This is a genomic window from Sphingobacterium sp. UME9, from assembly GCF_014170215.1.
Lineage (GTDB): Bacteria > Bacteroidota > Bacteroidia > Sphingobacteriales > Sphingobacteriaceae > Sphingobacterium > Sphingobacterium paramultivorum.
On sequence record NZ_LZZP01000011.1, the window covers coordinates 44,881 to 66,555 of the forward strand.

The 21,675-nt window shown below is 39.3% G+C and carries 15 protein-coding genes; 5 read left to right on the forward strand and 10 right to left on the reverse strand.

From position 1 onward, the window contains the following. Window positions 1–3: 3 nt before the first annotated feature. The 4 genes from A9970_RS17125 to alaS form a co-directional block, all read right to left on the reverse strand. Window positions 4–1,341 carry a dihydroorotase gene (locus tag A9970_RS17125; RefSeq protein ID WP_182983189.1) on the reverse strand — a complete coding sequence of 446 codons (1,338 nt, stop codon included), beginning with the start codon at window positions 1,339–1,341 and terminating at the stop codon, window positions 4–6. A 238-nt stretch (window positions 1,342–1,579) separates the two neighbouring features. After that, complete coding sequence (locus A9970_RS17130) at window positions 1,580–2,275, reverse strand: response regulator transcription factor (RefSeq protein ID WP_182983190.1); 696 nt, start codon at window positions 2,273–2,275, stop codon at window positions 1,580–1,582. Between the two features lie 103 nt (window positions 2,276–2,378). After that, window positions 2,379–3,476, reverse strand: a complete 1,098-nt coding sequence (locus tag A9970_RS17135) for a TlpA disulfide reductase family protein (RefSeq protein WP_182983191.1) — start codon at window positions 3,474–3,476, stop codon at window positions 2,379–2,381. Between the two features lie 232 nt (window positions 3,477–3,708). After that, window positions 3,709–6,324, reverse strand: a complete 2,616-nt coding sequence (gene alaS / locus A9970_RS17140; RefSeq protein WP_182983192.1) for an alanine--tRNA ligase — start codon at window positions 6,322–6,324, stop codon at window positions 3,709–3,711. Between the two features lie 422 nt (window positions 6,325–6,746). Between alaS and A9970_RS17145 the strand changes: the two genes are divergently transcribed. The 5 genes from A9970_RS17145 to A9970_RS17165 all read left to right on the forward strand — a co-directional run bounded on the left by A9970_RS17145 (window position 6,747) and on the right by A9970_RS17165 (window position 12,922). Next, complete coding sequence (locus A9970_RS17145) at window positions 6,747–7,595, forward strand: universal stress protein (protein ID WP_182983193.1); 849 nt, start codon at window positions 6,747–6,749, stop codon at window positions 7,593–7,595. 10 nt (window positions 7,596–7,605) lie between these two features. Next, entirely contained in the window at window positions 7,606–8,448 is an 843-nt protein-coding gene (locus A9970_RS17150; protein WP_182983194.1) for a universal stress protein, read from the forward strand. 90 nt (window positions 8,449–8,538) lie between these two features. Beyond that, window positions 8,539–9,882 (forward strand): OmpA family protein, encoded by a 1,344-nt coding sequence (locus tag A9970_RS17155; RefSeq protein WP_120336541.1) that lies wholly within the window; start codon window positions 8,539–8,541, stop codon window positions 9,880–9,882. Between the two features lie 145 nt (window positions 9,883–10,027). Continuing rightward, complete coding sequence (locus A9970_RS17160; RefSeq protein ID WP_182983195.1) at window positions 10,028–11,353, forward strand: OmpA family protein; 1,326 nt, start codon at window positions 10,028–10,030, stop codon at window positions 11,351–11,353. A gap of 207 nt (window positions 11,354–11,560) precedes the next feature. Continuing rightward, window positions 11,561–12,922 carry a S41 family peptidase gene (locus A9970_RS17165; RefSeq protein WP_182983196.1) on the forward strand — a complete coding sequence of 454 codons (1,362 nt, stop codon included), beginning with the start codon at window positions 11,561–11,563 and terminating at the stop codon, window positions 12,920–12,922. Between the two features lie 5 nt (window positions 12,923–12,927). Here A9970_RS17165 and A9970_RS17170 read toward each other — a convergent pair whose 3' ends face one another. The 6 genes from A9970_RS17170 to A9970_RS17195 form a co-directional block, all read right to left on the reverse strand. Continuing rightward, entirely contained in the window at window positions 12,928–13,242 is a 315-nt protein-coding gene (locus A9970_RS17170; protein WP_153845000.1) for a hypothetical protein, read from the reverse strand. 78 nt (window positions 13,243–13,320) lie between these two features. Further along, complete coding sequence (locus A9970_RS17175) at window positions 13,321–14,124, reverse strand: hypothetical protein (protein WP_182983197.1); 804 nt, start codon at window positions 14,122–14,124, stop codon at window positions 13,321–13,323. Between the two features lie 56 nt (window positions 14,125–14,180). Next, window positions 14,181–15,536 carry a hypothetical protein gene (locus A9970_RS17180; RefSeq protein WP_075991678.1) on the reverse strand — a complete coding sequence of 452 codons (1,356 nt, stop codon included), beginning with the start codon at window positions 15,534–15,536 and terminating at the stop codon, window positions 14,181–14,183. Between the two features lie 231 nt (window positions 15,537–15,767). Then, window positions 15,768–17,120 carry a hypothetical protein gene (locus A9970_RS17185; protein ID WP_182983198.1) on the reverse strand — a complete coding sequence of 451 codons (1,353 nt, stop codon included), beginning with the start codon at window positions 17,118–17,120 and terminating at the stop codon, window positions 15,768–15,770. 28 nt (window positions 17,121–17,148) lie between these two features. Further along, window positions 17,149–20,484 carry a TonB-dependent receptor gene (locus A9970_RS17190; protein ID WP_259655422.1) on the reverse strand — a complete coding sequence of 1,112 codons (3,336 nt, stop codon included), beginning with the start codon at window positions 20,482–20,484 and terminating at the stop codon, window positions 17,149–17,151. Between the two features lie 163 nt (window positions 20,485–20,647). Next, on the reverse strand, window positions 20,648–21,610 hold the full coding sequence (locus A9970_RS17195; protein WP_182983200.1) for a FecR domain-containing protein: 963 nt from the start codon (window positions 21,608–21,610) through the stop codon (window positions 20,648–20,650). Window positions 21,611–21,675: the final 65 nt, after the last annotated feature.

Consider the following 21,675-nt stretch of genomic DNA (forward strand, 5'->3'; position numbering starts at 1 on the left):
ATACTATCGGTTGAACAACAGACGTTCACCGGCACCTTTCTCAATAAGTTGTCCATTGGAGAAAGCAAGTTTACCCGATACGAAAGTATGTTCAATCGTTGAACTAAATGTGTGTCCTTCAAAAGGCGACCAGCCACACTTTGATAGAATATTCGCTTTCGATACCGTATAAGGTTTGTTCAGATCGACCAATACAAGGTCTGCCCAATATCCCTCACGAATGTACCCTCTATCTTCGATTTGGAACAATGTAGCTGTATTGTGTGCAGATTTTTGCACCAATTGTTCCAGGGTCATTTTTCCTGCTTTGACCATATCTAACAAAGCTTGCAACGCATGCTGTACGAGAGGTCCTCCGCTTGGTGCTGAAGCATAGGGCTGAGATTTTTCTTCAATTGTATGTGGAGCGTGATCTGTCGCAATCACATCGATATGCCCATCCAGTACAGCTTTTAAAATCTGATCGCGGTCATTGGTTGTTTTTACAGCTGGATTCCATTTGATAAAGTTACCTTTTGAGGCATAATCCTGATCAGAAAACCAAAGGTGATGAATACAGGCTTCAGCCGTTATTTTTTTATCCTTTAGTGGAATATCATTATTAAATAATGCAATTTCTTTGGCGGTTGATATATGAAGTATATGCAGGCGTGTATTGTGCTTTTTTGCCAGTGCGACAGCTTTTGACGAGGACAAATAGCAAGCTTCCTCAGAACGAATTAAGGGATGCATCTCAATTTTTAATCCATCCTCACCATATTTTTCCTTAAATAGGGCCAGATTCGCCTTTATCGTCGCCTCATCTTCACAATGCGTAGCCACCAAAGTCGGAGCATTCGCAAAGATACCTTCCAACGCTTTTTCATTATCAACCAGCATATTGCCAGTAGAGGAGCCCATAAAAACTTTTATACCACAGACATTTCTTGGATTCGTTTTAAGCACCTCCTCAAGATTATCATTAGCTGCCCCCATAAAGAATGAATAATTGGCCAGCGCATTTTTTGCCGCAATATCATATTTATCTTGAAGCAATTGCTGGGTCAACGTATTAGGAACAGTATTAGGCATTTCCATGAAAGAAGTTGTCCCACCGGCAACTGCGGCGCGACTCTCATGCCATATATCCGCTTTATAAGTTAAACCGGGTTCTCTAAAGTGAACCTGGTCATCAATAAGTCCAGGTAGCAAGTGTAGCCCCTCAGCATTTATTTCCTGATCAGCAGGATGATTAATTTCCTGAGCAATCATTTCGATTCGACCATTGCTGATATATACGTCAGCAACCTCAACTTTACCTTCATTGACAAGTTGCGCAGATTTTATAAGAATAGATGACATGTTGAAATTTTTACTTTGCTTTAGGTCAAAAGTAAAGATTTGTTGTGGTGATATCAAGTTATCTCGATAAAGAGTTCCCTATAACGACGACAATTTCTTCCTTAAATTCTCGCCTTCCTCTTATGTCAAATTTGAAATATCCTACTCGTATTTGTCCAGATTTGGCGCAAAACGAATCGCATTGAATCTAAACTCCGGAAAGTTAATCGCATAAAAAAAGAGGCTAAAGCCTCTTTTTTTATTCTTTATCGAATTTGTATCCTACTCCTTTTACAGTGGTTACATAATCGTCACCTATCTTTTCGCGCAGCTTGCGGATATGGACGTCAATTGTACGATTGGTTACCACAACAGAATCTTCCCAAATACTCTTTAAGATCTGTTCGCGTGTAAACACCTTGTTCGGTTTTGATGCCAATAAATACAATAGCTCAAACTCTTTCTTTGCTAGAACGATCTTTTGTTCTCCTTTGTACACCAAGAAAGAATCTCGATCAATGACCAAGTCGGCAATTTCAATTTTATCCTGAACAGAGGAATCTGACTCTTCGGAAGCATTTCTTCTTAAGATAGCATTGATGCGGCTCATTAAAGCACGCGGCTTAATTGGCTTTGCAATATAATCGTCTGCACCGACATGAAATCCTGCGATCTCCGAATACTCTTCGCTTCTAGCAGTCAAAAATACCATGAACGTACTTTTGAATTCAGGCATTGCGCGCATGATACGACAAGCTTCAATTCCATCCATCTTTGGCATCATCACATCCAAGATGATAAGATCAGGATTTACTTGTTTGGCAACGTTGATTGCCTCTTCCCCATTTTGCGCTGTAGAGACCTGATAACCTTCACGATTTAAGTTGAATGCAATTAAATCCAAGATATCCTTTTCGTCATCAACAATTAAAATCTTTTGTTTCGAAGAACTCATTTGTCTTATTTTTTTTGCTAAATTATAAACAAAATGATAACAATCAGTTAATCTAATGTTACCAAATTATTAAGTAATATAATATTTAACAATAACACATTGATTACTTAATTGTTTTCTTCAAAAATGCCTCTAACTCTTCTCCACGGAGGTTCTTGGCAATAATAATACCGTTCGGGTCAAGAATATACGAGGTAGGTAGGGCTTTCACACGGTAATCAATGACAACCGGTGAGCTCCAAGCCTTCAAATCTGACACATGTGTCCAAGTTAATTTGTCATCTTCAATAGCACGCATCCAGGAACCAGGATTATCATCAAATGAAACGGAGAGTATATCAAAGCCTTTACCATGATAGGTATTGTACAATCTAACGAGATTAGGGTTTTCCTGGCGACAGGGCATACACCATGAAGCCCAAAAATCCACCAAGGTATATTTCCCTTTAAAACTCGATAATTTAACTTCTTTGTTTGATGGTGTAAAAGAAGTCAACTCAGGAGCAGGTTGCCCAATTGCCATTTTTTTCAGTTTTTGGGTCTCCTCTTTAAACTGTGTCACGTATCTGTTCTCCGTGAATTCATTTTTTATTCTATCCGCATAGGTAATGATTTCATTTTCGGCTACTTCAGGATCTAAGGTCGAGATTGCATAAAAACCTGCAAGATCATTATGTTTATTCGAGAAATCGACTGCTTTTTTTGTATATGCACGCAATTCTTCTGCAAACTTTGATTTATATTCAGCACGAATCTTTTCGATCTCAGCTGCTGTGGAATTGGCCGTTAGCTTTGAAAACACCGTCTGCAATGAGTCCTGTAGATAATCGCGATAATTTCGCTCTTTGGCAAAAGGCTGTATAGTCTTTGACAATTCAGAACCATCAACCTGGTAATCATTTACATCTTTATGCAAATCTGTCTTAAATGTAATCGTTTCTCCCGGAGAAGCAATTAAATCGTACCGATTTTTACCGACACGCAAGGACAACAATCTGGATTGGCTAGCAGGTCGTACAAACTGAAATTTGTTATTATCGCCAAAAAACATAGAATCCAGCTTGGTATCGCCTTCATACAATGAAATAACTTTGATATTGCCAGGATTTTCGACATTTCCAGCGATGGTAAACTGTTCTTTATTTTGGCAACCCATCATCAAACCAACGATCCCTACTGCTAAAAAAACTGCCTTTTTCATCCGTTTATTTTTATTTGTTAAGTACCTATTCCCAATTACGCAAATGGCTTTGCTCTGTTTGATTCACGCTACATGTCGCAGCTTAAAGAATCGTGAAAACTATCAGATTTATTCGGATCTTCCAAGGAAGAAGTCGAATAAATCTGATGGCTTCGTATTGTATATTTAGGAAATAAAATCATCTATTTACATCCTAGTTTAGCTAAGTAGCCTGTTCAACTACCCCTAAAATTTATTTCAAGAAATCTATTGCTCGCTCAATTGCACCTTTTAATCCGGCTGGGTTCTTACCTCCAGCTGTTGCGAAGAACGGCTGACCACCGCCACCACCTTGGATATCCTTAGCCAAATCACGCACAATATTACTTGCGTTCAACCCTTTTTCTTTGGCCAATTCGTCTGATATGACAACAGTCAAACTTGGCTTACCATCAAATTCAGCACCGATCACCAGGAACAAGTTATTAACGGCACCCTTCACGGCATAAGCCAAGGTTTTCACCGCCTCTGCACTCGGTAGATCGACAATTGTGGACAAGAAATTAATCTCGCCGACCTGCTGGATCTTTGCTTCCAGATCTGACTTTAACGCTAAGGATTTTTCTGTAATACTTTTCTCTACCTCTTTTTTCAAAGCGCCATTCTCATCGATGATTTTACCCAGTGCAGAAACAAAATCCTTCGGATTATTCATGAGCTCTTTCAGGTGGTGAACCAATTCGAAATGTTCACGGATAACAGCTGCAGAACGAGTTCCAGTAATTGCTTCTATACGACGTACACCAGCTGCTACAGCAGATTCCGAAACGATTTTGAAAAACCCTATTTGACCAGTTGCACTGACATGTGTACCACCACACAATTCTTTAGAATATTGATCTTCGAAGGTGATTACACGAACAAAATCACCATACTTCTCACCAAATAGTGCTGTTACGCCCGAATCCAATGCTTGTTGATAAGGTACATTTCGTTCCTCCTTCAATGGAATATTTTCACGAATTTTGGCATTGACAATATCTTCCACCTGTTTGATCTCTTCTTCTGCCATTTTTGCAAAATGAGAGATATCAAAGCGCAAAATATCAGCGTTGACCAACGATCCCTTTTGATTCACGTGACTTCCCAACACCTGCTTTAAGGCAGCGTGCAACAAATGGGTTGCGGAGTGATTATTTTCGGTATCGATTCTTTTGGCTTTATCGACCTGTGCAACAAATGTTCCTTTCAATTCCAGCGGCAATTTGTTTGTAAAATGTACAAATAGACCGTTTTCCTTTTTCGTATCTGTGATATAAATCTTTTCTCCAGTTTCTTCGGAGACCAATTCTCCAGAGTCGCCTACCTGGCCACCACCTTCAGCATAAAAAGGACTAACAGAAAGCACCAATTGGAATTGCTCTTTATTTTTCGCAACAACTTTACGGTATTTAATAACTTCAGTAACAGCAGTCAATGCATCATAGCCTACAAATTCAAATCCCTCTTCATCATTTACCACAACCCAATCACTCGTATCTATAGCAGTGGCCGCACGAGAACGATCTTTCTGAATTTGAAGTGCTTGGTTGAAACCTTCCATATCAACTGTTAAACCTTTTTCGCGCGCTAGCAATTCCGTCAAATCGATCGGGAATCCATAAGTATCGTATAATTCGAAAGCAAAATCCCCATTGATTATGGTATGGTCCTCCACATAATTTTCAAAACGTTGGACGCCCGTAGACAACGTTCTTAAGAATGAAACTTCCTCTTCTAAGATTACTTTCTGCACAAAATCCTGCTGTTGAACCAATTCGTCAAATACTCCGGCGAACTGAGCGGCCAATACAGGCACAAGTTCATTGATAAAAGGAGTCTTAAAGCCTAAAAAGGTATACCCATAACGTACTGCGCGACGTAAAATACGACGGATCACGTAGCCGGCTTTATTATTGGATGGCAGTTGACCATCGGAAATTGCAAAACTGACCGCACGAATATGATCAGACACTACCCGCATGGCAATATCAGACTTTTCATCTATACCGTATTTTATACCTGATTTCTCAGCAATAAAATCAATGGTAGGCGTAAATACATCTGTATCATAATTGGAGGTCTTACCCTGTATACATCGCACCAAACGTTCAAAGCCCATTCCCGTATCCACATGTTTAGCTGGTAGCGACTGAAGTGAACCATCTTTCAATCGATTAAATTGCATGAAGACAAGGTTCCAGATCTCAATTACTTGAGGGTGGTCTGCGTTGACCAAACTCTGCCCTGAAGTCTGTACGCGCTCTTCCGTACTACGCATATCGAAATGGATTTCGGAACAAGGTCCACAAGGTCCTGTCTCGCCCATTTCCCAGAAATTATCTTTTTTGTTACCAAGGAGAATTCTATCTTCACCAATCCATTCTTTCCAGAAATCGAAAGCTTCCATATCACGTTCTAGGCCTTCTTTTGCATCCCCCTCAAAAATAGTGACGTATAAACGATCTTTGTCTAATTTATATACTTCTGTCAACAGCTCCCAAGCCCAAGCAATAGCTTCTTTCTTAAAGTAATCACCAAAGCTCCAATTTCCTAACATCTCAAACAATGTATGGTGGTAGGTATCAATCCCGACTTCTTCCAAATCATTGTGCTTGCCAGAAACACGCAAACAACGTTGCGTATCGGCAACACGCGGAAATTTGATGGGTGCTTCACCAAGAAACAAATCTTTGAATTGATTCATCCCCGCATTGGTAAACATTAATGTCGGGTCATTTTTTACAACTACTGGTGCTGAAGGTACTATCTGATGCCCTTTACTTTTAAAAAAGTCCAGAAAGGCTTGACGAATTTCTCTACTTGTCATTTAATTATCTAAAAATATGTGCAAACTTACTCAAAATTGGTAGGTTATGCAATGTAGAATTCCATATATTGACCTTGAAACGACTGTTTTCTCTAAACGACCAAAACTTCAATATTGACTTTTCAAACAAAAAAATCAGGAGATAACATACAGACAATTAGGGTACACTTATTTTAGATGTGACAGAAATCACAAACTGATATTAAATACAACATTTTAAAAGTGTTATTCGTTATTCATATTTGTCTAAAGCTCGTCAAATTCAACACGTAAAACAACAAAAACTATTTGACTTAAGGTCATTCACAATTACATTTGTTTTATTACATTTGATAGTAAAATAGGGAATCAAGTACACTTTCACGCACATTCCCTAAATGCAAAATAAATAAGATTAGATTTTGTTGATTAAATTCCTTCTAATGAAAAAAAACATTCTACTACCGGTAGATTTTTCGGCTCATTCTAATAATGCTGTAAATTACGCAGTGGACCTTGCTCTTGAAAAGGGGTATTCTCTCCATCTTTACCACAATTATACTTCAGCTTCTGCAGTATTTGAGGAAGAAAACAGCCGTAATGAGACTAATTCTCCAACATTCAAAGCTGATATCCTTATCAAAAATCTGGCAGAATCAATAAAATTAAAGCATCCTACGCTTGAAATAACAACACAATGTGAGCGCGGTATGATTACAGAAACGCTACCGGAGCTCGCCATTCCTAGTCGATTTGATTTTGTCATCATGGGGACTAAAGGCATCACCAATGACGATAGCCAACTTATTGGCAGCACGACCTATGTCATTAGCAAAAAAGCCAAAATACCTGTCTTGGCCATTCCAACTGAAGCGTCCTTTACACCTATCGACAAAGTTGGCTTATTGTCTAATTTTAAAGAAGAAGAGGTACAGACCGTGCAGGATTTTGTCAACATTATCGGCAAAGACTTTGAACTAAAACTAATGCATGTTCACTACGATCATTCATCAGAAAGCAGAATCGAAGACAAGCTTGAAGTATGGAAATATAAGATCAAAAAATATATTGGTGTGACCAATATTGCTATAGAAGTGGATTCAATACAAGGCGACATTGAGGACTTAGATACAGTTCCGGAAGTCATTAATGAGATGATCCATGAGGAAAAGATCAACATATTATTGGTGACACGATCGAGAAAATCGTTCTTTGAACGTGTATTTACGCGTTCCGTTGCAAAAGCATTATTTAGTCATCCCTTAGTTCCAATATTTTTTACTAAAGCATAACCTTATTGCCATGTCTAAACTATTAATACCAGTAGATTATTCTGAAAACGCACGAGTTGCCGCATTTTATGCCGCTCAGATTGCTGCGATATCTAATAATGAAATCACACTATTTCATTCGTTCACTTCACATATCAACAAATTTGCAAATGCGAAGCATTTAGTAGACCCCACCGAGGGAGAAGCTCGCTATCAGATGGAAAAACTTGTAGCTGAACTTCTACAGGAATATCCTTCGCTTAAAATTTCTACCTTATTTGCTAACGGTATTTTAGCTGAAACACTGGATAAACAAGAGATAAAAGAGATCTATCAAACGGTGATTATGGGTACAAAAGGAGTGACCGGACTTGAATCTGTATTGATTGGAAGCAATACATATGATGTCATTAAAGAGTCGAAGATCCCTGTTCTAGCTATCCCAAAAAACGCGATAAAATTCAAAAATGACAACATTGCTTTATTGACAAATTTCAAACCCGGTGAACTTGAAGTGCTTAAACAAGCGATACCATTGTATGGGAAAAATTTCCATTTACAACTTATCCATATCAATAAAAACGAACTAGAAATCAATATATTAGGAGAAAAGCTTGAAAATTGGATTGAACAAATCATCGCTGAAACTGGTATCGAGGATATTTCCTATATCATCAAATCGCCAAGTTATTTTGCAGGTTCACGAGAGAATATTGCTAACGGTATCCATACCATTATCCGGGATGAAGATGTCGATGTTATTTTGATCACAAAAAGCAGAAAAACTTTTTTCCAAAACATTTTTACAGAAAATATTGTTAAGCATCTGGCTTTTGAAATTGAGGTGCCAAACTTTTTTGGGCGTGTAGAGTAACCAAATAATTTTTGGCAAATTTATTGCAAGAGTGTTCAGTGAGTTAATTTAACAACAGTATTATAGTAGATAATTTTACAAACACGCATTATGAAAATTAGCCTTAAAAAATCAGGATTACTTGTTGCGGCAGGAATTTTATCCACCGCATCCTTTGCGCAAAGCACAAAAGAAGCATCAATCGAAGGCACAACTCCATTAGGCTCGGCAACACAATATAGAACCTGGTCTATCGGTGTAGGGGCCGGTGTAACAAGCTTGCAGAATATCGCCAAGTTTAACAATGGTGGTTATGACAAATTAGACTGGAATTTAGGATATAGTGCTTATATCAAGAAACAAATCTCACCATCATTCGGATTGAAAGCAACTTATTTTGGCGGAAAGACAGCTGGCTATGATAACAGTGATAAGCAAACTGGATTCGAAACCAAAACACCTTGGTCGGTTGCCTTATCTGGTGAGTTTTTAGCAGCCAACACGAATTGGAGATTTTTCAACAGCTTTATCAAACCTTATGCATCGATTGGTGTTGGGGTAATGAATGCTGAAACTGCTGCAATCGCTGGCGGTAACAAAGGCGAATATGGAGATTCTTATTCCAAAATCTTTGTACCGGCAGATTTCGGTTTAAAATTCGCTGTTGCCAAAGGCATTAACTTTGAATTGGGCTATCAATTGAATTGGGCAAACCAACGATTTGACAACCGCTACAACACAACTCCGCCGCAACAATACAAAAATGACTTATTTACTTACGCACATGCCGGCTTAGAATTCGCCTTAGGCAGCAGCAGCAAGCCTGCATTGAATAATTCAAATCCTGTCGCAACCCTTGTGAATGACTATACAGTAAAATACGATGATCTGAAAGCTCAAAATGATGCATTGAATGCTAAAAACCAAGCTTTGCAAGGTCAATTAGATGGTCTAAACAATGATCTAAAAGATGACGACGGTGACGGTGTTGCCAACAAATATGATAAATGTCCGGGTACACCTTCAGGTGTTCAGGTTGACGGATCGGGTTGTCCAATTGTTGTGAAAAACGAAACTAAAGTTGTTGAAAAAGTAGTGGTTACTGAGGCAGATCGAAAAGTTGTTGCTGAAGCTATCAAGAACTTAGAATTCGATTTAGGTAAAGCAACTATTCGCTCCACTTCGTATGCAACATTGAATAAAGTTGCTGCATTATTGATCGAGAAGAATTTTAGTTTAAAACTCGCAGGTCACACCGACAATACAGGTTCACGTGAATTAAATATGCGTTTATCAAAAGAGCGTGCTGAGTCTGTAAAAGCATATTTAGTATCTCAGGGTGCTAATGCGTCGCGTATCGAAGCAACTGGATATGGTCCAGACCAACCAATTGCATCTAATAAAAATGCAGCGGGTCGTCAACAGAATCGCCGTGTTGAATTTACACTTTATTAATAACTAACAAATTACACTAGTAAAAAGGTGTTTTTAAACAGGAACACCTTTTTATTTACCAAATGTCATATTTCAACTACAAACCTATAGTGAATTTAATTTTTAACTTATTACTTTTGCATCGGTTTATACAAACACAAATTATATGAAACTAAAATTACAATTAGTACTTGCTCTAGCATCAGCGGGCTTATTTGCCAATAATGCAATTGCTCAAAATGCGAAGGTATCATCCATTGAGGGAACAACTCCATTTGGACCAGCTACACAATACAGAACATGGTCTATTGGTGTCGGTGCCGGAGTGACAAACCAAACTAACATTGCTGGTTTTAATCGCGAAGGATACGATGACTTAGCATGGAACTTGGGATATAGTGCTTATATCAAGAAACAAATATCTCCTTCTTTTGGCATTAAAGCGAGCTACTTCGGTGGTAAAACAGGTGGAGCATTTAAAGATGGAACACAATCTTTTGAAGCGAAAACACCTTGGTCTGCTGCATTGTCAGGAGAGTTCCAAGCGGCCAATACCAACTGGAGATTCTTTAACAGTTTCATCAAACCTTATGCGTCAATTGGTGTTGGTGTGATGAACAGCAAAACAACGTTGACAACAGGTTCTACTTCTCAAGAAGCCGATGGTATTTCTAAAATATATGTACCATTGGACATGGGTTTCAAATTTGCTGTTGCGAAAGGGATCAACTTCGAGTTGGGTTATCAGTTAAATTGGGTTAACCAAAACTTTGACGGTATTCAAGGTGGTCAATATAAGAATGACTTGTTTACTTACATCCATGGTGGTTTAGAATTTGCATTGGGTAGCAGTAGCAAACCAGCTTTGAACAATTCAAATCCAGTCGCTACTTTAGTGAATGACTACACGGTAAAATATGATGATCTTAAGGCGCAAAATGATGCTTTAAATGCTAAAAACCAAGCGCTACAAAATCAATTAGACGGACTAAACAGTGACCTGAAAGATGATGATGGTGATGGTGTAGCTAATAAGTATGACAAATGTCCTGGCACACCTTCAGGTGTACAAGTAGACGGTGCAGGTTGTCCAATCGTTGTGAAAAACGAAACTAGAGTGGTTGAAAAGGTTGTTGTAACAGAAGCTGACCGAAAAGTTGTTGCTGACGCAATCAAAAATTTAGAGTTCGATTTAGGAAAAGCAACCATCCGTCCAACTTCATATGCTACATTGAATAAAGTAGCGGAATTATTGATCGAGAAAAACTTCAGCTTAAAATTAGCAGGTCATACGGACAATACAGGTTCACGTGAATTGAACATGCGTTTATCAAAAGAACGCGCTGAATCGGTAAAAGCCTATTTAGTATCTCAAGGTGCTAATGCATCACGTATTGAAGCGATAGGTTATGGCCCTGACCAACCGATCGCATCGAACAAAACCGCCGATGGTCGTCAACAAAACCGTCGCGTAGAGTTCACTCTTTATTAATCGATATTCTTTGATTTATACAAGCCAAAGGCATCACTTTACGGTGATGCCTTTTTTATTACTCCTTTTCTTATCGAAATCTTATTCTTTGGTAATGTAAACGTAAAAAGCTCCCCCTATTTAAAGTAAATAAACATTTGAGCAACAAAAAGATAACTTCCAAACAAACAACATAATACGTATTTTTAATAAAGCAAAATTTAAAAAATGCGTAGACCCCATGCTCTTGTGTTGGCTTTCTTTTCGTTAATCTTTTCCTCTTGTGAAAAAGATCCACCATTGAAGGAACCAGGATCAAATGAAGCGATCAATGAATGGACAATGGCACAAATGCGGCACTATTATTACTGGAACGATCAAATCACACAAACAAATGATTACCAACAATCTCCAGACCTATTTTTCAAAAGCATCTTATTTCCAGATGACCATTATTCCAGCATATTACAGACACTTAACAGCGACACCTATGGCAATACCCTGACGAACACTTTTGGGTTCGATATGGTACAACTCCAAACAACCGGTAAAACCATCCAACTGATCACCCAGATTGTTCCCTTCAGCGAAGGAGATTTAATGGGACTCAAACGAGGAGACAGCATAAGCCACATCAACAACGAGCCCATCGGCCACAGCAACCTGAAATCGCTACTAAGCAAATCCTTGCTTTTACCGGCAATGCATTTGACGCGAAACGATGGCAAAATATTTCATCTGCCTTCTTCCTATATTTCGCAGCCCGTCCTCTATACCGCTAAACTCATCTCCTCCTCCCCCAGGGTAGGCTATATGTTTTTAAGTCAATTTGACTTTAGTGGGGCATATTCATTATTGGAAGAGGTCCAAAATTTCAAGTCCCAACAGGTACAAGAACTTATTGTCGATTTACGTTATAACCCCGGTGGACAGGTTGCTTTCGCCTCATTTTGCGCACTCTTATTGGCAGACATCAAGGAAAACGACATTTTTGCCAAATACCAAGGCAACAAAAATATCAAAAATAGAGAAGACAGCTTCGCAGCAGCACTGCAAGGTCAGCCCGATGGCTATTCATTTTCAGCAAAAGATGTTCTAAAACAAGGTTTACATTTAAAAAGAATTTATATGCTCACAGGGCCAAACACGGCATCCGCGTCCGAAATGTTAATTAATGGATTACATCCCTATGTACAGGTTGTACAGGTTGGCGATAAAACCTATGGAAAAGATATGGCATCGACCACGCTATCTACACCTGAGGAAATTCATGGCACTGAACGTGCTTGGCATTTGATTCCCATGATCTATAAAATATACAATAAAATGGGACAAGGAGATTATAGCAACGGAATTACTCCTTCTACCAAGATCGACGAGTTTGCCTTTTTACCTTTGGCCCCAATAGGTGACATCAGAGATCCATTGATCCGGGAAGTGTTACGAACAATTAGCGATAAAAACAACACCAGAGTCAAGGGTACTGTCAATACAACAGAAAAGACGAACATTTTATCCCCCAAATATAGAGGAAGTACTTATCAGGTAATACCTATCGAAGTGAGTCCACAGGATAAGACCGAAAAATAATTTTATCAGTGTGCACAAGAATTTAATGAGGTGATGATCATACGTAGATCGGCTCCAGTCTGTCCATTTTTGGCTAATTTGCGAAGAGAAGGAGACAAAATTTTCGAACGAATGGTTCGTTCCTTCGATTCATAGTCCTGCACGATGTCTTCCAGCTGCTGCAACAGTTCCAAATATTGCCGATAAAGTTCATTCAGCTCCGCCATTTCATTCCGTAAGGCTAGCAGCGCAGCCGCATCAACGGACTGATCTACATCTCCCTGAATTTTCAGGGAGATAGCAAATAAATTGCGATGTTTTATAGCATTGATGCCTTTCATAGTGACTATTTTTTTGAATTAATGGCTTACCATTGATGTAAGTGTTGACAGGTATCTGTGTTTGTTTTGTAATGAGTTTTATTTCTGTAGCCAGATATTATCTAAACCATAGCCTATCCCTCCAATTTCTGAGAATGCATCAACATCAAAAGATGCATCGGATTCTTTTTGAGGGAGATATACAATACCGATATCTACCGAAAAATTAAAAAACAAAAAGACTTTTTGTCCATTTATAAGGATCGGTTTTAAATCCTTATCTAATACTTGCGCCTTTGGCACAAAAGTAGCGTCAATCGGTATTTTGATAAATTCTTCGGGAATTTTATCTGATATCAAGTCGGTAATCAGGATTGGATTTTCGTCATACTTGACCATATCCATTCCCCAACTTTCATCATAGACAGGCTTACCTTGATAAACTGCCAATCGAATTGGCTCACCATTAGGTGAAATTGTTTTATTATAATTTAAGATCTTTACTTGCCTCACACCCGGAATCGATTCGACATTATCTCCTAAGGGATTTGGCCCAACAACGAGTGACGGATCAATGGGACTTTTACTATGTACACCAAAGGTATTTAATCCTGATTTGAGCGGAAGCCGTTGCTCTAGGACGACCTGATCATTACTATTATATGCAACGACCGATGAAGAATCGGCATCTTTATTTCGTAGAAAAATAAAATTAGCATCGCTTGGATTAGCAACTTTTCCATCTATCGTTACTCTTTTTACATCCACCGACGCAGTGCTATAGGATCTAAAAGCAATCCGGGCTAGTTCTTCAGTTTCTACAATAGGTTCACCTTTTTGACAGGAAGACAATAGCGCCCCAACCCAAAGGGCTATAAAACAGAGAAATAAATTTTTAATCATCTATAAAGGATAAAGAAGTGAGCCATTGTATGGCTCACTCAATTAAATAATCAATATTAATAAGTTTTTGGAGCAAATTGAGTCCAGTTTGCAGTCCAAGGAGCAGTTGTCGGATGGAATGCACCTTTATAAGTTGTACTTCCATCACCATATGCAGGTGAAGTTGACAATGGTCTTAAAAAAGCAGGATTAAATGTAGATGTTGTTGGATAAAAAATATTTCCAGCTCCTGCTAAATTCAAATATGTCGTTGCATCTGTTGACACATTTGTTTGGTTTCCTGTTGGTGTAGCACCACTGAATGCCGCAGTATAAGCATGTACAACATTACCTGTAAAAGTACCTGTTGCACCATCCTGAAATGCTGCACCTGTTGCATAACCAGCGATAATCGAATTTTGAATATCATACTGTGAAGCTCTTCTCCAACGGTTACCAAATTTCAGTTTTGTACCAGCTACAGTAGCATCCTTAATTCCCAAGAATGTAAAATTTTTCAGTACTGGGCGAGTCTTAGGTGTCGCTGCATATGGCGCTGTACCTTCGTTATCCGATTCCAAACCGTTTGAATCCGAGCTACCACTTGATGTGCTATTTGTTGAATTAGGATCCTTTAATGATAAGGCATACTGAATTGTTCCGGTGTATCCATGATCGAAATCAAAGTCATCATCGTCATTCGATAAGGCTACCAGGTATTTCGCATTTACAGTACCGCCAAAGAACTCAAAACCATCATCTTTACCCCAAGATACCTGAATATTTTCCAAGGTAGTACCAGTACCAACACCACCTAAAGTTAGTCCGTTGATCTCATTGTCAGCAGTTAAGTTGTAACCCGCAAATTCAATACGCACATATTTCAATGAGCCTGAATTATCTGCAGCGTTTGTACCACCATAAGTAACATCTACACCCACAGGTTGAGGAATCCCTTCGATTCTCCGTGTGGCAGCTTGATTGGTAGTTGCGCTACCCAACAATACGACACCTCCGAAATCACCAGGGTTACGAGATCCTGCTGCATTTGGAGAAGTGAATACGATTGGTGCGGAAGCAGTACCGTTAGCGATTAATTTCGCTGTTTTAGGTACAACCAAAACGCCTTTGATATTTTGCGTTATTCCGGTGATTTGGTCATCGTATGCTTTAGTTACACCAGAAGTAATGTAAGTACCCGCTTGAATCGTCAATGTCGCACCCGGTTTTACGAAAGCAACTCCATCAATTTTCCAAACGGTATCTGCAGAAAGCGTAGTTTTAGTAATAATACCGGCAGCATCTGTTGGAATCGTTGCCTGAGGTTTGTTTGGCAAACCAGCATTCAAATCTGAATTAGGTCCTACGTTGTCTTTGTTACAAGAAGCCAATGCGATTGCGCATACGCTTGCTACTGTTAAGATTTTTTTCATTTTGTGTTAAATAATTACTAGTTTTGCCATCACAAGATCATTTTTTAGACTATGCATCCCTATGGGATAGCATTTCATAAGGTTGCATAGTTGTTTTCAATCACCCGTTTTCTGTATTTTTCTATTTTATTTCCCTGTTGTGCGACTTGGACAAACCCGGAACTCTTTTACATTATTTAGGAGTGATATGAAACTGCCTCGCGCAGGTATTTTTTTTACTTTTAAATTCTTTTAATAAGTTTTTGGTGCGAATTGAGTCCAACCAACAGTCCACGGAGGTGTTGAAGGATGAAATGCACCTTTGTATGTAGTACTACCGTCACCGTACGCAGGTGAAGTTGGCATCGGTCTCAAAGCAGCTGGATGATATGGGATTGTTGAATAAAAGATATTAGCACCACCCGCTAATTTCAAATACGTTGTCGCATCCGCTGAAACATCAGTTTGGTTTCCGGCAGGAATAGCTCCACTAAAGGCAACCCTATAAGCATGTACAACATTACCTGTGAAAGTACCTGTTGCACCATGTTGGAATGAGACACCTGTTGCATAACCTGCGATAATTGAATTTTGGATATCATATTCTGACAATCTTCGCCAACAGTTACCAAATTTCAGTTTAACAGCGGCTATAGTTGTATCCTTGATACCCAAAAATGTAAAGTTCCTCAATACCGGACGCGTCTTAGGCGTAGCCGAATATGGCGCGGTACCTTCGTTATCAGACTCCAGACCATTTGAATCCGACCTACCACTAGAGGTACTATTTATCTGATTTGGATCCTTTAATGATAAAGCGTATTGAATTGATCCGCTATAACCATGAGTAAAATCAAAATCATCATCTGCATTGGAAAGTGCGACTAAATATTTTGCATTTACTTTACCGCCATAAAAACCGAAGCCGTCAGATCTACTGCAGGATACCTGAATATTTTCCAAGGTAGTACCACTACCAACACCAGCTAAAGTCAATCCATTAGTTAGACTTTCATCATTCAAAAGATAACCTGCAAATTCAATACGCACATATTTTAGTGAACCTGAATTATCTTCAGAATTTATATCGCCATAAGTCACATCTACACCGACAGGCCGAGGAATTCCATCAATTCTTCTTGTTCTTGGTTGATTCGTGATTGCGCGACCCAATAATACAACACCACCAAAGTCCCCGGGATTACGAGATCCTGCTGCCTTTGGAGAAGTAAATACGATCGGTGCTGCAGCAGTTCCATTAGCAATTAATTTAGCTTTTTTCGGGACAACCAAAACGCCTTTTATATTATGTATCAATCCTGTAACTTCATCATAATATGCTTTATCTACACCAGAAGTAATGTAAGTCCCCGCTTCAATAGTCAATGTAACACCTGGTCTTACAAAAGCAACACCATCGATTTTCCAAACAGTATCCGCGGATAACGTTGTTTTAGTAATGATACCAGCAGCATCTGTCGGAATCGTTGCCTGGGGCTTGTTGGGCAAACCAGCACTCAAATCTGATTGGAACTTTACAGAATCCTTATTACATGAAGCCAATGTAATCGCAAAAAGAACAAGTAATAACAGTAATCTTTTCATTTTTTTAATTGATTTTAGTACTTGAGCGTTAAAAACTGTAGCTAACAGAAAGATTAAACCTTTGCCCCTCTCTTCTTCGATAGGTAATAATATCTCCTTCTTCTTTATTATATTTTATAGATCTACCTTTTTTCAACACATAAAATTTTGTATCATCTTGGTCATAATCTTGAATATTCATATAATATCGCGTCCATTCATCCAATAGGTTGGCCATATTGAATTTCACTTCCATCTTGCCCTTTAGAAAACGTGTATAAAGTTGTGCATCCAATTGTTTTGGAGCCAACTCATATTCGACATTGTTCATATTAACATTAGCTAAATTTGTACGATACCCCCGATGATTATAACTTGCTGTTACCCCGAAAACTTCACCCCAGTATCCTACACCTAAATTCAATAACCAAGGTGACTGCCCCATAAGTGGTCTATCTTGATTGGGGTAGCGTTGTTGAACACGCTCAGCAACTTGAGTTTCGGGGTTATTAATCCATTGCCAATGACTTAAGACATTAACCTTCGATTTGAGCAGTGTTCCGTTGGCATATATAAATAGGTCTTTTAACCAGTCCTTGTCCGATAGAAATGTCAAATTTTTCCTAATCTCCATTTCAAGTCCAAGATTTTTCGCATTTTCCATATTAGCAAAAGTATACGTGTTCCCCCCACTATGAACAAGTTCTATGGGTTTATCCAAGTATTTATAGTATCCTGTTATTGAAATTATTTCACCCGGAGATGGATACCATTCAAATCGAAGATCTACATTATCGATCAACGTGGATTTAACTTGTTCTCCATAGACGTAACCGTCTAACTCATAATCATACATGGCAAACATGCCAACTTCTCTAAAATCTGGCCTAACTACCGTCCTTGAGTAACTACTTCGAATATTGAAATCGGATGTTACCTTATAGGTTACATTAATAGAGGGTAAAAACCGCCAATTATTTTCTTTTACACCGAAACGATGCCTCTGGACGTCATTGGGATCTGGCTCATCCTGATAAGTTCTCCTATATAATTCTTCCTGCTTAGAGTTTAAATTAAAATATTCCGCACGCACACCATATACCAAACGCAATTTATGCCATAGCATCTGATCTGCCATCAGATACACTGCCTGTGAAGACATTTTACCATCATAATATCGACCGCCCAATGCATCTGCGTAGTAATAGGCCTGTCCGTTTCCATTGCCTATATTAGCAGCGCTGAATACCTGATCATAAGGAATTTCTATCGCTGGAGGCAATTGATTCGTAGTACCTTCTGTCCATGCTCTCGTCCAAGGGACGAAATTGAATAAATCCAATGCTCTCTTCTTCGACCAAGCCTGATAGCCGAATTTCACCAACGTTGGAACAGCTATATTTTCGCCGAATTTTCGCGAAAATGCAGCACTCCAATTATAATCTGTTTCATCAATATTTGTCCATCTTCGCGAGTCCCTGAAAATCCCCGCCACAGATGAACTACGATGAGTTAATAACCCAGGGGTTTGAAAATAAGGAATATTATCTATCGTAGTAGTTACCCTATAGGAAAGCTTTCGTTCATCTAAAATTTGCTGTTTGATTTTGTTAACAGTAATCATTCCTTCAGCTTTTATTTCCCACGGCAATTGATACTCTCCAACCAATTGGTGTTGTTGCAAAGACATTGCTTCAGGCAATTGATAAATCAGTTTGCTTACTTCAGGATTAGAATCACTATAGGGTTTTTGAATAGATTCATTATAGATATCACTGTACGTACGTGCATACATGTTCTTTAAGGAAACTTTAAAAGCTTGCCCCTGCCAGCCTATATTGGCCATTAATCCGCCACTGCTATTGAAGCGATAGGATGTTCCTGCTCCATTGTCACCGACACCTACACTATCGATATAATTATTAATACTTATCGAATTACGTACATTATTAAATGCAATGATGTTTTGTTCGTTTCTAAAATTTGCGGATGCCACAAACCCCAATCGCTGTTCATTATTTAATTCATAAACCCGTCCAAGCGAAAAACGCATATTCTGATTGGGGTATGCTTTATACTTATATTGCCGCAACGCATCATTATTAAAACGCTTGGACTGTGCGATAGCATCCAAATCGTTATACTTCACGACATCGCCAAACTCCGTTGGATTTAAAGGGGTATTGTTCAATTCAGGATCAGTCAAAATATAACCGGGAGGCGCATCCAATTGTATCGCCCGACTATTCCACTGCCAAGTTTTTATTCCATCGGGCATTTTAGACGATTTGTCAAAGAAACCGAAATATTCACTCGTATGCCGTTCCCCCAGCCGATAAAAGTCTTTGCCTGTTGTACGGGAATTACCACCTATCCCATATTGTATTGTCATAAAATCCTTATCGGGAATATCAATCGTATTCACCGAAACCTGTCCGCCCGAAAATTCAGCGGATACATCCGGTGTTGCCGTTTTATTGACCACCACCGAGCTCACCATTTCTGTCGGTATAATATCAAAGGAAAAATCCCGTCTATTCTGCGAAGTACTCGGAATCACCACACCGTCCAACATGGCCTGATTGTAGCGGTCGGACATCCCCCGCACAATGACGTTCCGGTTATTAACAGTGGTCAATCCGGTAACACGTTTTAAAACCTGCCCCATATCATTGTCCGGTGTACGTGCGATCTGTTCGGCGGATATTCCGTCCGTCACCGACGCTGCGTTTTTTTGCGCCGCATACAGACCGGCTACGGAAGCTTTTTTAAACGATACATTGACAACTGCCGTCTCTAGCGCATTTACCTGCGTCTTCATGGCAATGTTTAGCCCTGTCCGTTGTCCGGACTGTATTTTGACCCCTTCAATACGTTGGGTCTGGTAAGATAGGTAACTGACTTCCAATATGTAGGTTCCCGGTTCAGCATTCAAAAGATAGCTCCCATCGATACCGCTCTGTGTTGATTTATTGGTACCGATCAGTTTGATGCTGGCATTAGCCAAAGGCTGACCGCGATCATCAATAACTTTACCTGAAATATACCCATTCTGCTGTACCGGTTTTTCGACTAATGTAATATAGACACTGTTGTCATGAGCCATCAGGTCAGTCTCCCTGAGCAGATAACGCATGACATCGCGGACACTATTACTTTTAAAAATTTTGGCATTTACCTTTTTCTCTGCCAGATTATATTTCGCTGCATCGAAAGCGATATGTATATTTTGGGATTCCAAACGTTCGAAAGCCGCCGGAATATTAGATTCACTAAAAGAAACTGTAATCTTTTTATCGAGTAACTGCCCGTATGCGCCCGAAGCTAAGAGCATTTCGGCCGACACGATCGAAAGAAATAGACCTACCAACGATGTCCTTATCATAAACTTAATATCGTTTTGCGTAACGTATTGCTTAAATTTCATAAATTTGTATGCGTATATAATATCTCTTAAGTTGTTGTATATATTATTTATACCATCTCCAAATGGTACATGATGCAGAGTTGACGATGGCCGTCGTCAGCTCTCTTTTTTTATCCCCGAATTAGTAAATATGCACTATCCTGCCCTCCTTCCTTGATTTGTTGTGATGAATTGCTTTGATACTTTCCAGGGTTGCCGTCCAGGACAGCTGCTTTGATATCGGCATACTATACCGTTGTTGGGCAATCCGCTGATCGTCAGTTTTAATATCCACATCATAGATATTTTTGACCGCCAGTGCCAATTCTTCAAAACTGCTTTGCTTAAGATAGACTCTTCCCTCAATCCAGCTATTACGTGTCGTCAGATCAAAAGTCTCCTGATGGCTATTGTGGTTATTTTTGGTATAACGGATCTGTTCGCCGCGGGTCAGCACACCCAGCGGATTGCTATCGGCAGTAACCTGCACTTTACCTGTAAATACAGACACCGATATATCATCCAATTCCGCATAGTTTTTCATGGTAAAAGAGGTCCCCAGCACCCTTATCTGTATTTGTCGGGCGTTCACCACAAAAGCTTTTGTGGAATCTTTCTTGACCTCAAAATAGGCCTCTCCAGCCATAAGCTCCACAACTCGATCACGCCTATTGTAAGACACGGTATCCAATTTAATTTTGGAATATGCGTTCATTACAACGGTTGATCCGTCGGCCAAAAATATCCGCTTACGTTGTGAGGCCCCTGTTTCAAAAATCCGGTAACCGGGTTTTAAATTCGCTTCTCTTTGGGAGAAATTCAGATCATGCTGCTTTGTCCAAAATAAAACGCCAACACATAACAGTAGACTTGCCGCAACCGCTCCGCTCCAGTAGATTATGCTCCGACCCACTGATCTTTTAGACGCAGTACTTCCAATACGTTGCTGTATATTATTCCATAATCGAACCTCATCTACCTCCCCTGCAGAAAGTTCTTCCCGATCAAGCGTATCATACCAGCAATCAATCAGGGACCTCTCAGCCTTGTTCGCATTATTATGCTGGTATCTATAGATTAAGGATTCAAAAATTCTTCTTTTCACTTTTTATGCCTGCTGTTTATATACAAGTCCGCAAAAAAGCCCCAAAGTACTTCAAGAAATAGTTA

Coding starts and splice junctions, on each gene's coding strand:
- A9970_RS17180 (WP_075991678.1), bottom strand. CDS start 15,536: ATGAAAAAAATCTTAACAGTAGCAAGCGTATGCGCAATCGCATTGGCT.
- A9970_RS17155 (WP_120336541.1), top strand. CDS start 8,539: ATGAAAATTAGCCTTAAAAAATCAGGATTACTTGTTGCGGCAGGAATT.
- A9970_RS17165 (WP_182983196.1), top strand. CDS start 11,561: ATGCGTAGACCCCATGCTCTTGTGTTGGCTTTCTTTTCGTTAATCTTT.
- A9970_RS17125 (WP_182983189.1), bottom strand. CDS start 1,341: ATGTCATCTATTCTTATAAAATCTGCGCAACTTGTCAATGAAGGTAAA.
- A9970_RS17170 (WP_153845000.1), bottom strand. CDS start 13,242: ATGAAAGGCATCAATGCTATAAAACATCGCAATTTATTTGCTATCTCC.
- A9970_RS17175 (WP_182983197.1), bottom strand. CDS start 14,124: ATGATTAAAAATTTATTTCTCTGTTTTATAGCCCTTTGGGTTGGGGCG.
- A9970_RS17150 (WP_182983194.1), top strand. CDS start 7,606: ATGTCTAAACTATTAATACCAGTAGATTATTCTGAAAACGCACGAGTT.
- A9970_RS17135 (WP_182983191.1), bottom strand. CDS start 3,476: ATGAAAAAGGCAGTTTTTTTAGCAGTAGGGATCGTTGGTTTGATGATG.
- A9970_RS17190 (WP_259655422.1), bottom strand. CDS start 20,484: ATGATAAGGACATCGTTGGTAGGTCTATTTCTTTCGATCGTGTCGGCC.
- A9970_RS17160 (WP_182983195.1), top strand. CDS start 10,028: ATGAAACTAAAATTACAATTAGTACTTGCTCTAGCATCAGCGGGCTTA.
- A9970_RS17145 (WP_182983193.1), top strand. CDS start 6,747: ATGAAAAAAAACATTCTACTACCGGTAGATTTTTCGGCTCATTCTAAT.
- A9970_RS17185 (WP_182983198.1), bottom strand. CDS start 17,120: ATGAAAAGATTACTGTTATTACTTGTTCTTTTTGCGATTACATTGGCT.
- alaS (WP_182983192.1), bottom strand. CDS start 6,324: ATGACAAGTAGAGAAATTCGTCAAGCCTTTCTGGACTTTTTTAAAAGT.
- A9970_RS17130 (WP_182983190.1), bottom strand. CDS start 2,275: ATGAGTTCTTCGAAACAAAAGATTTTAATTGTTGATGACGAAAAGGAT.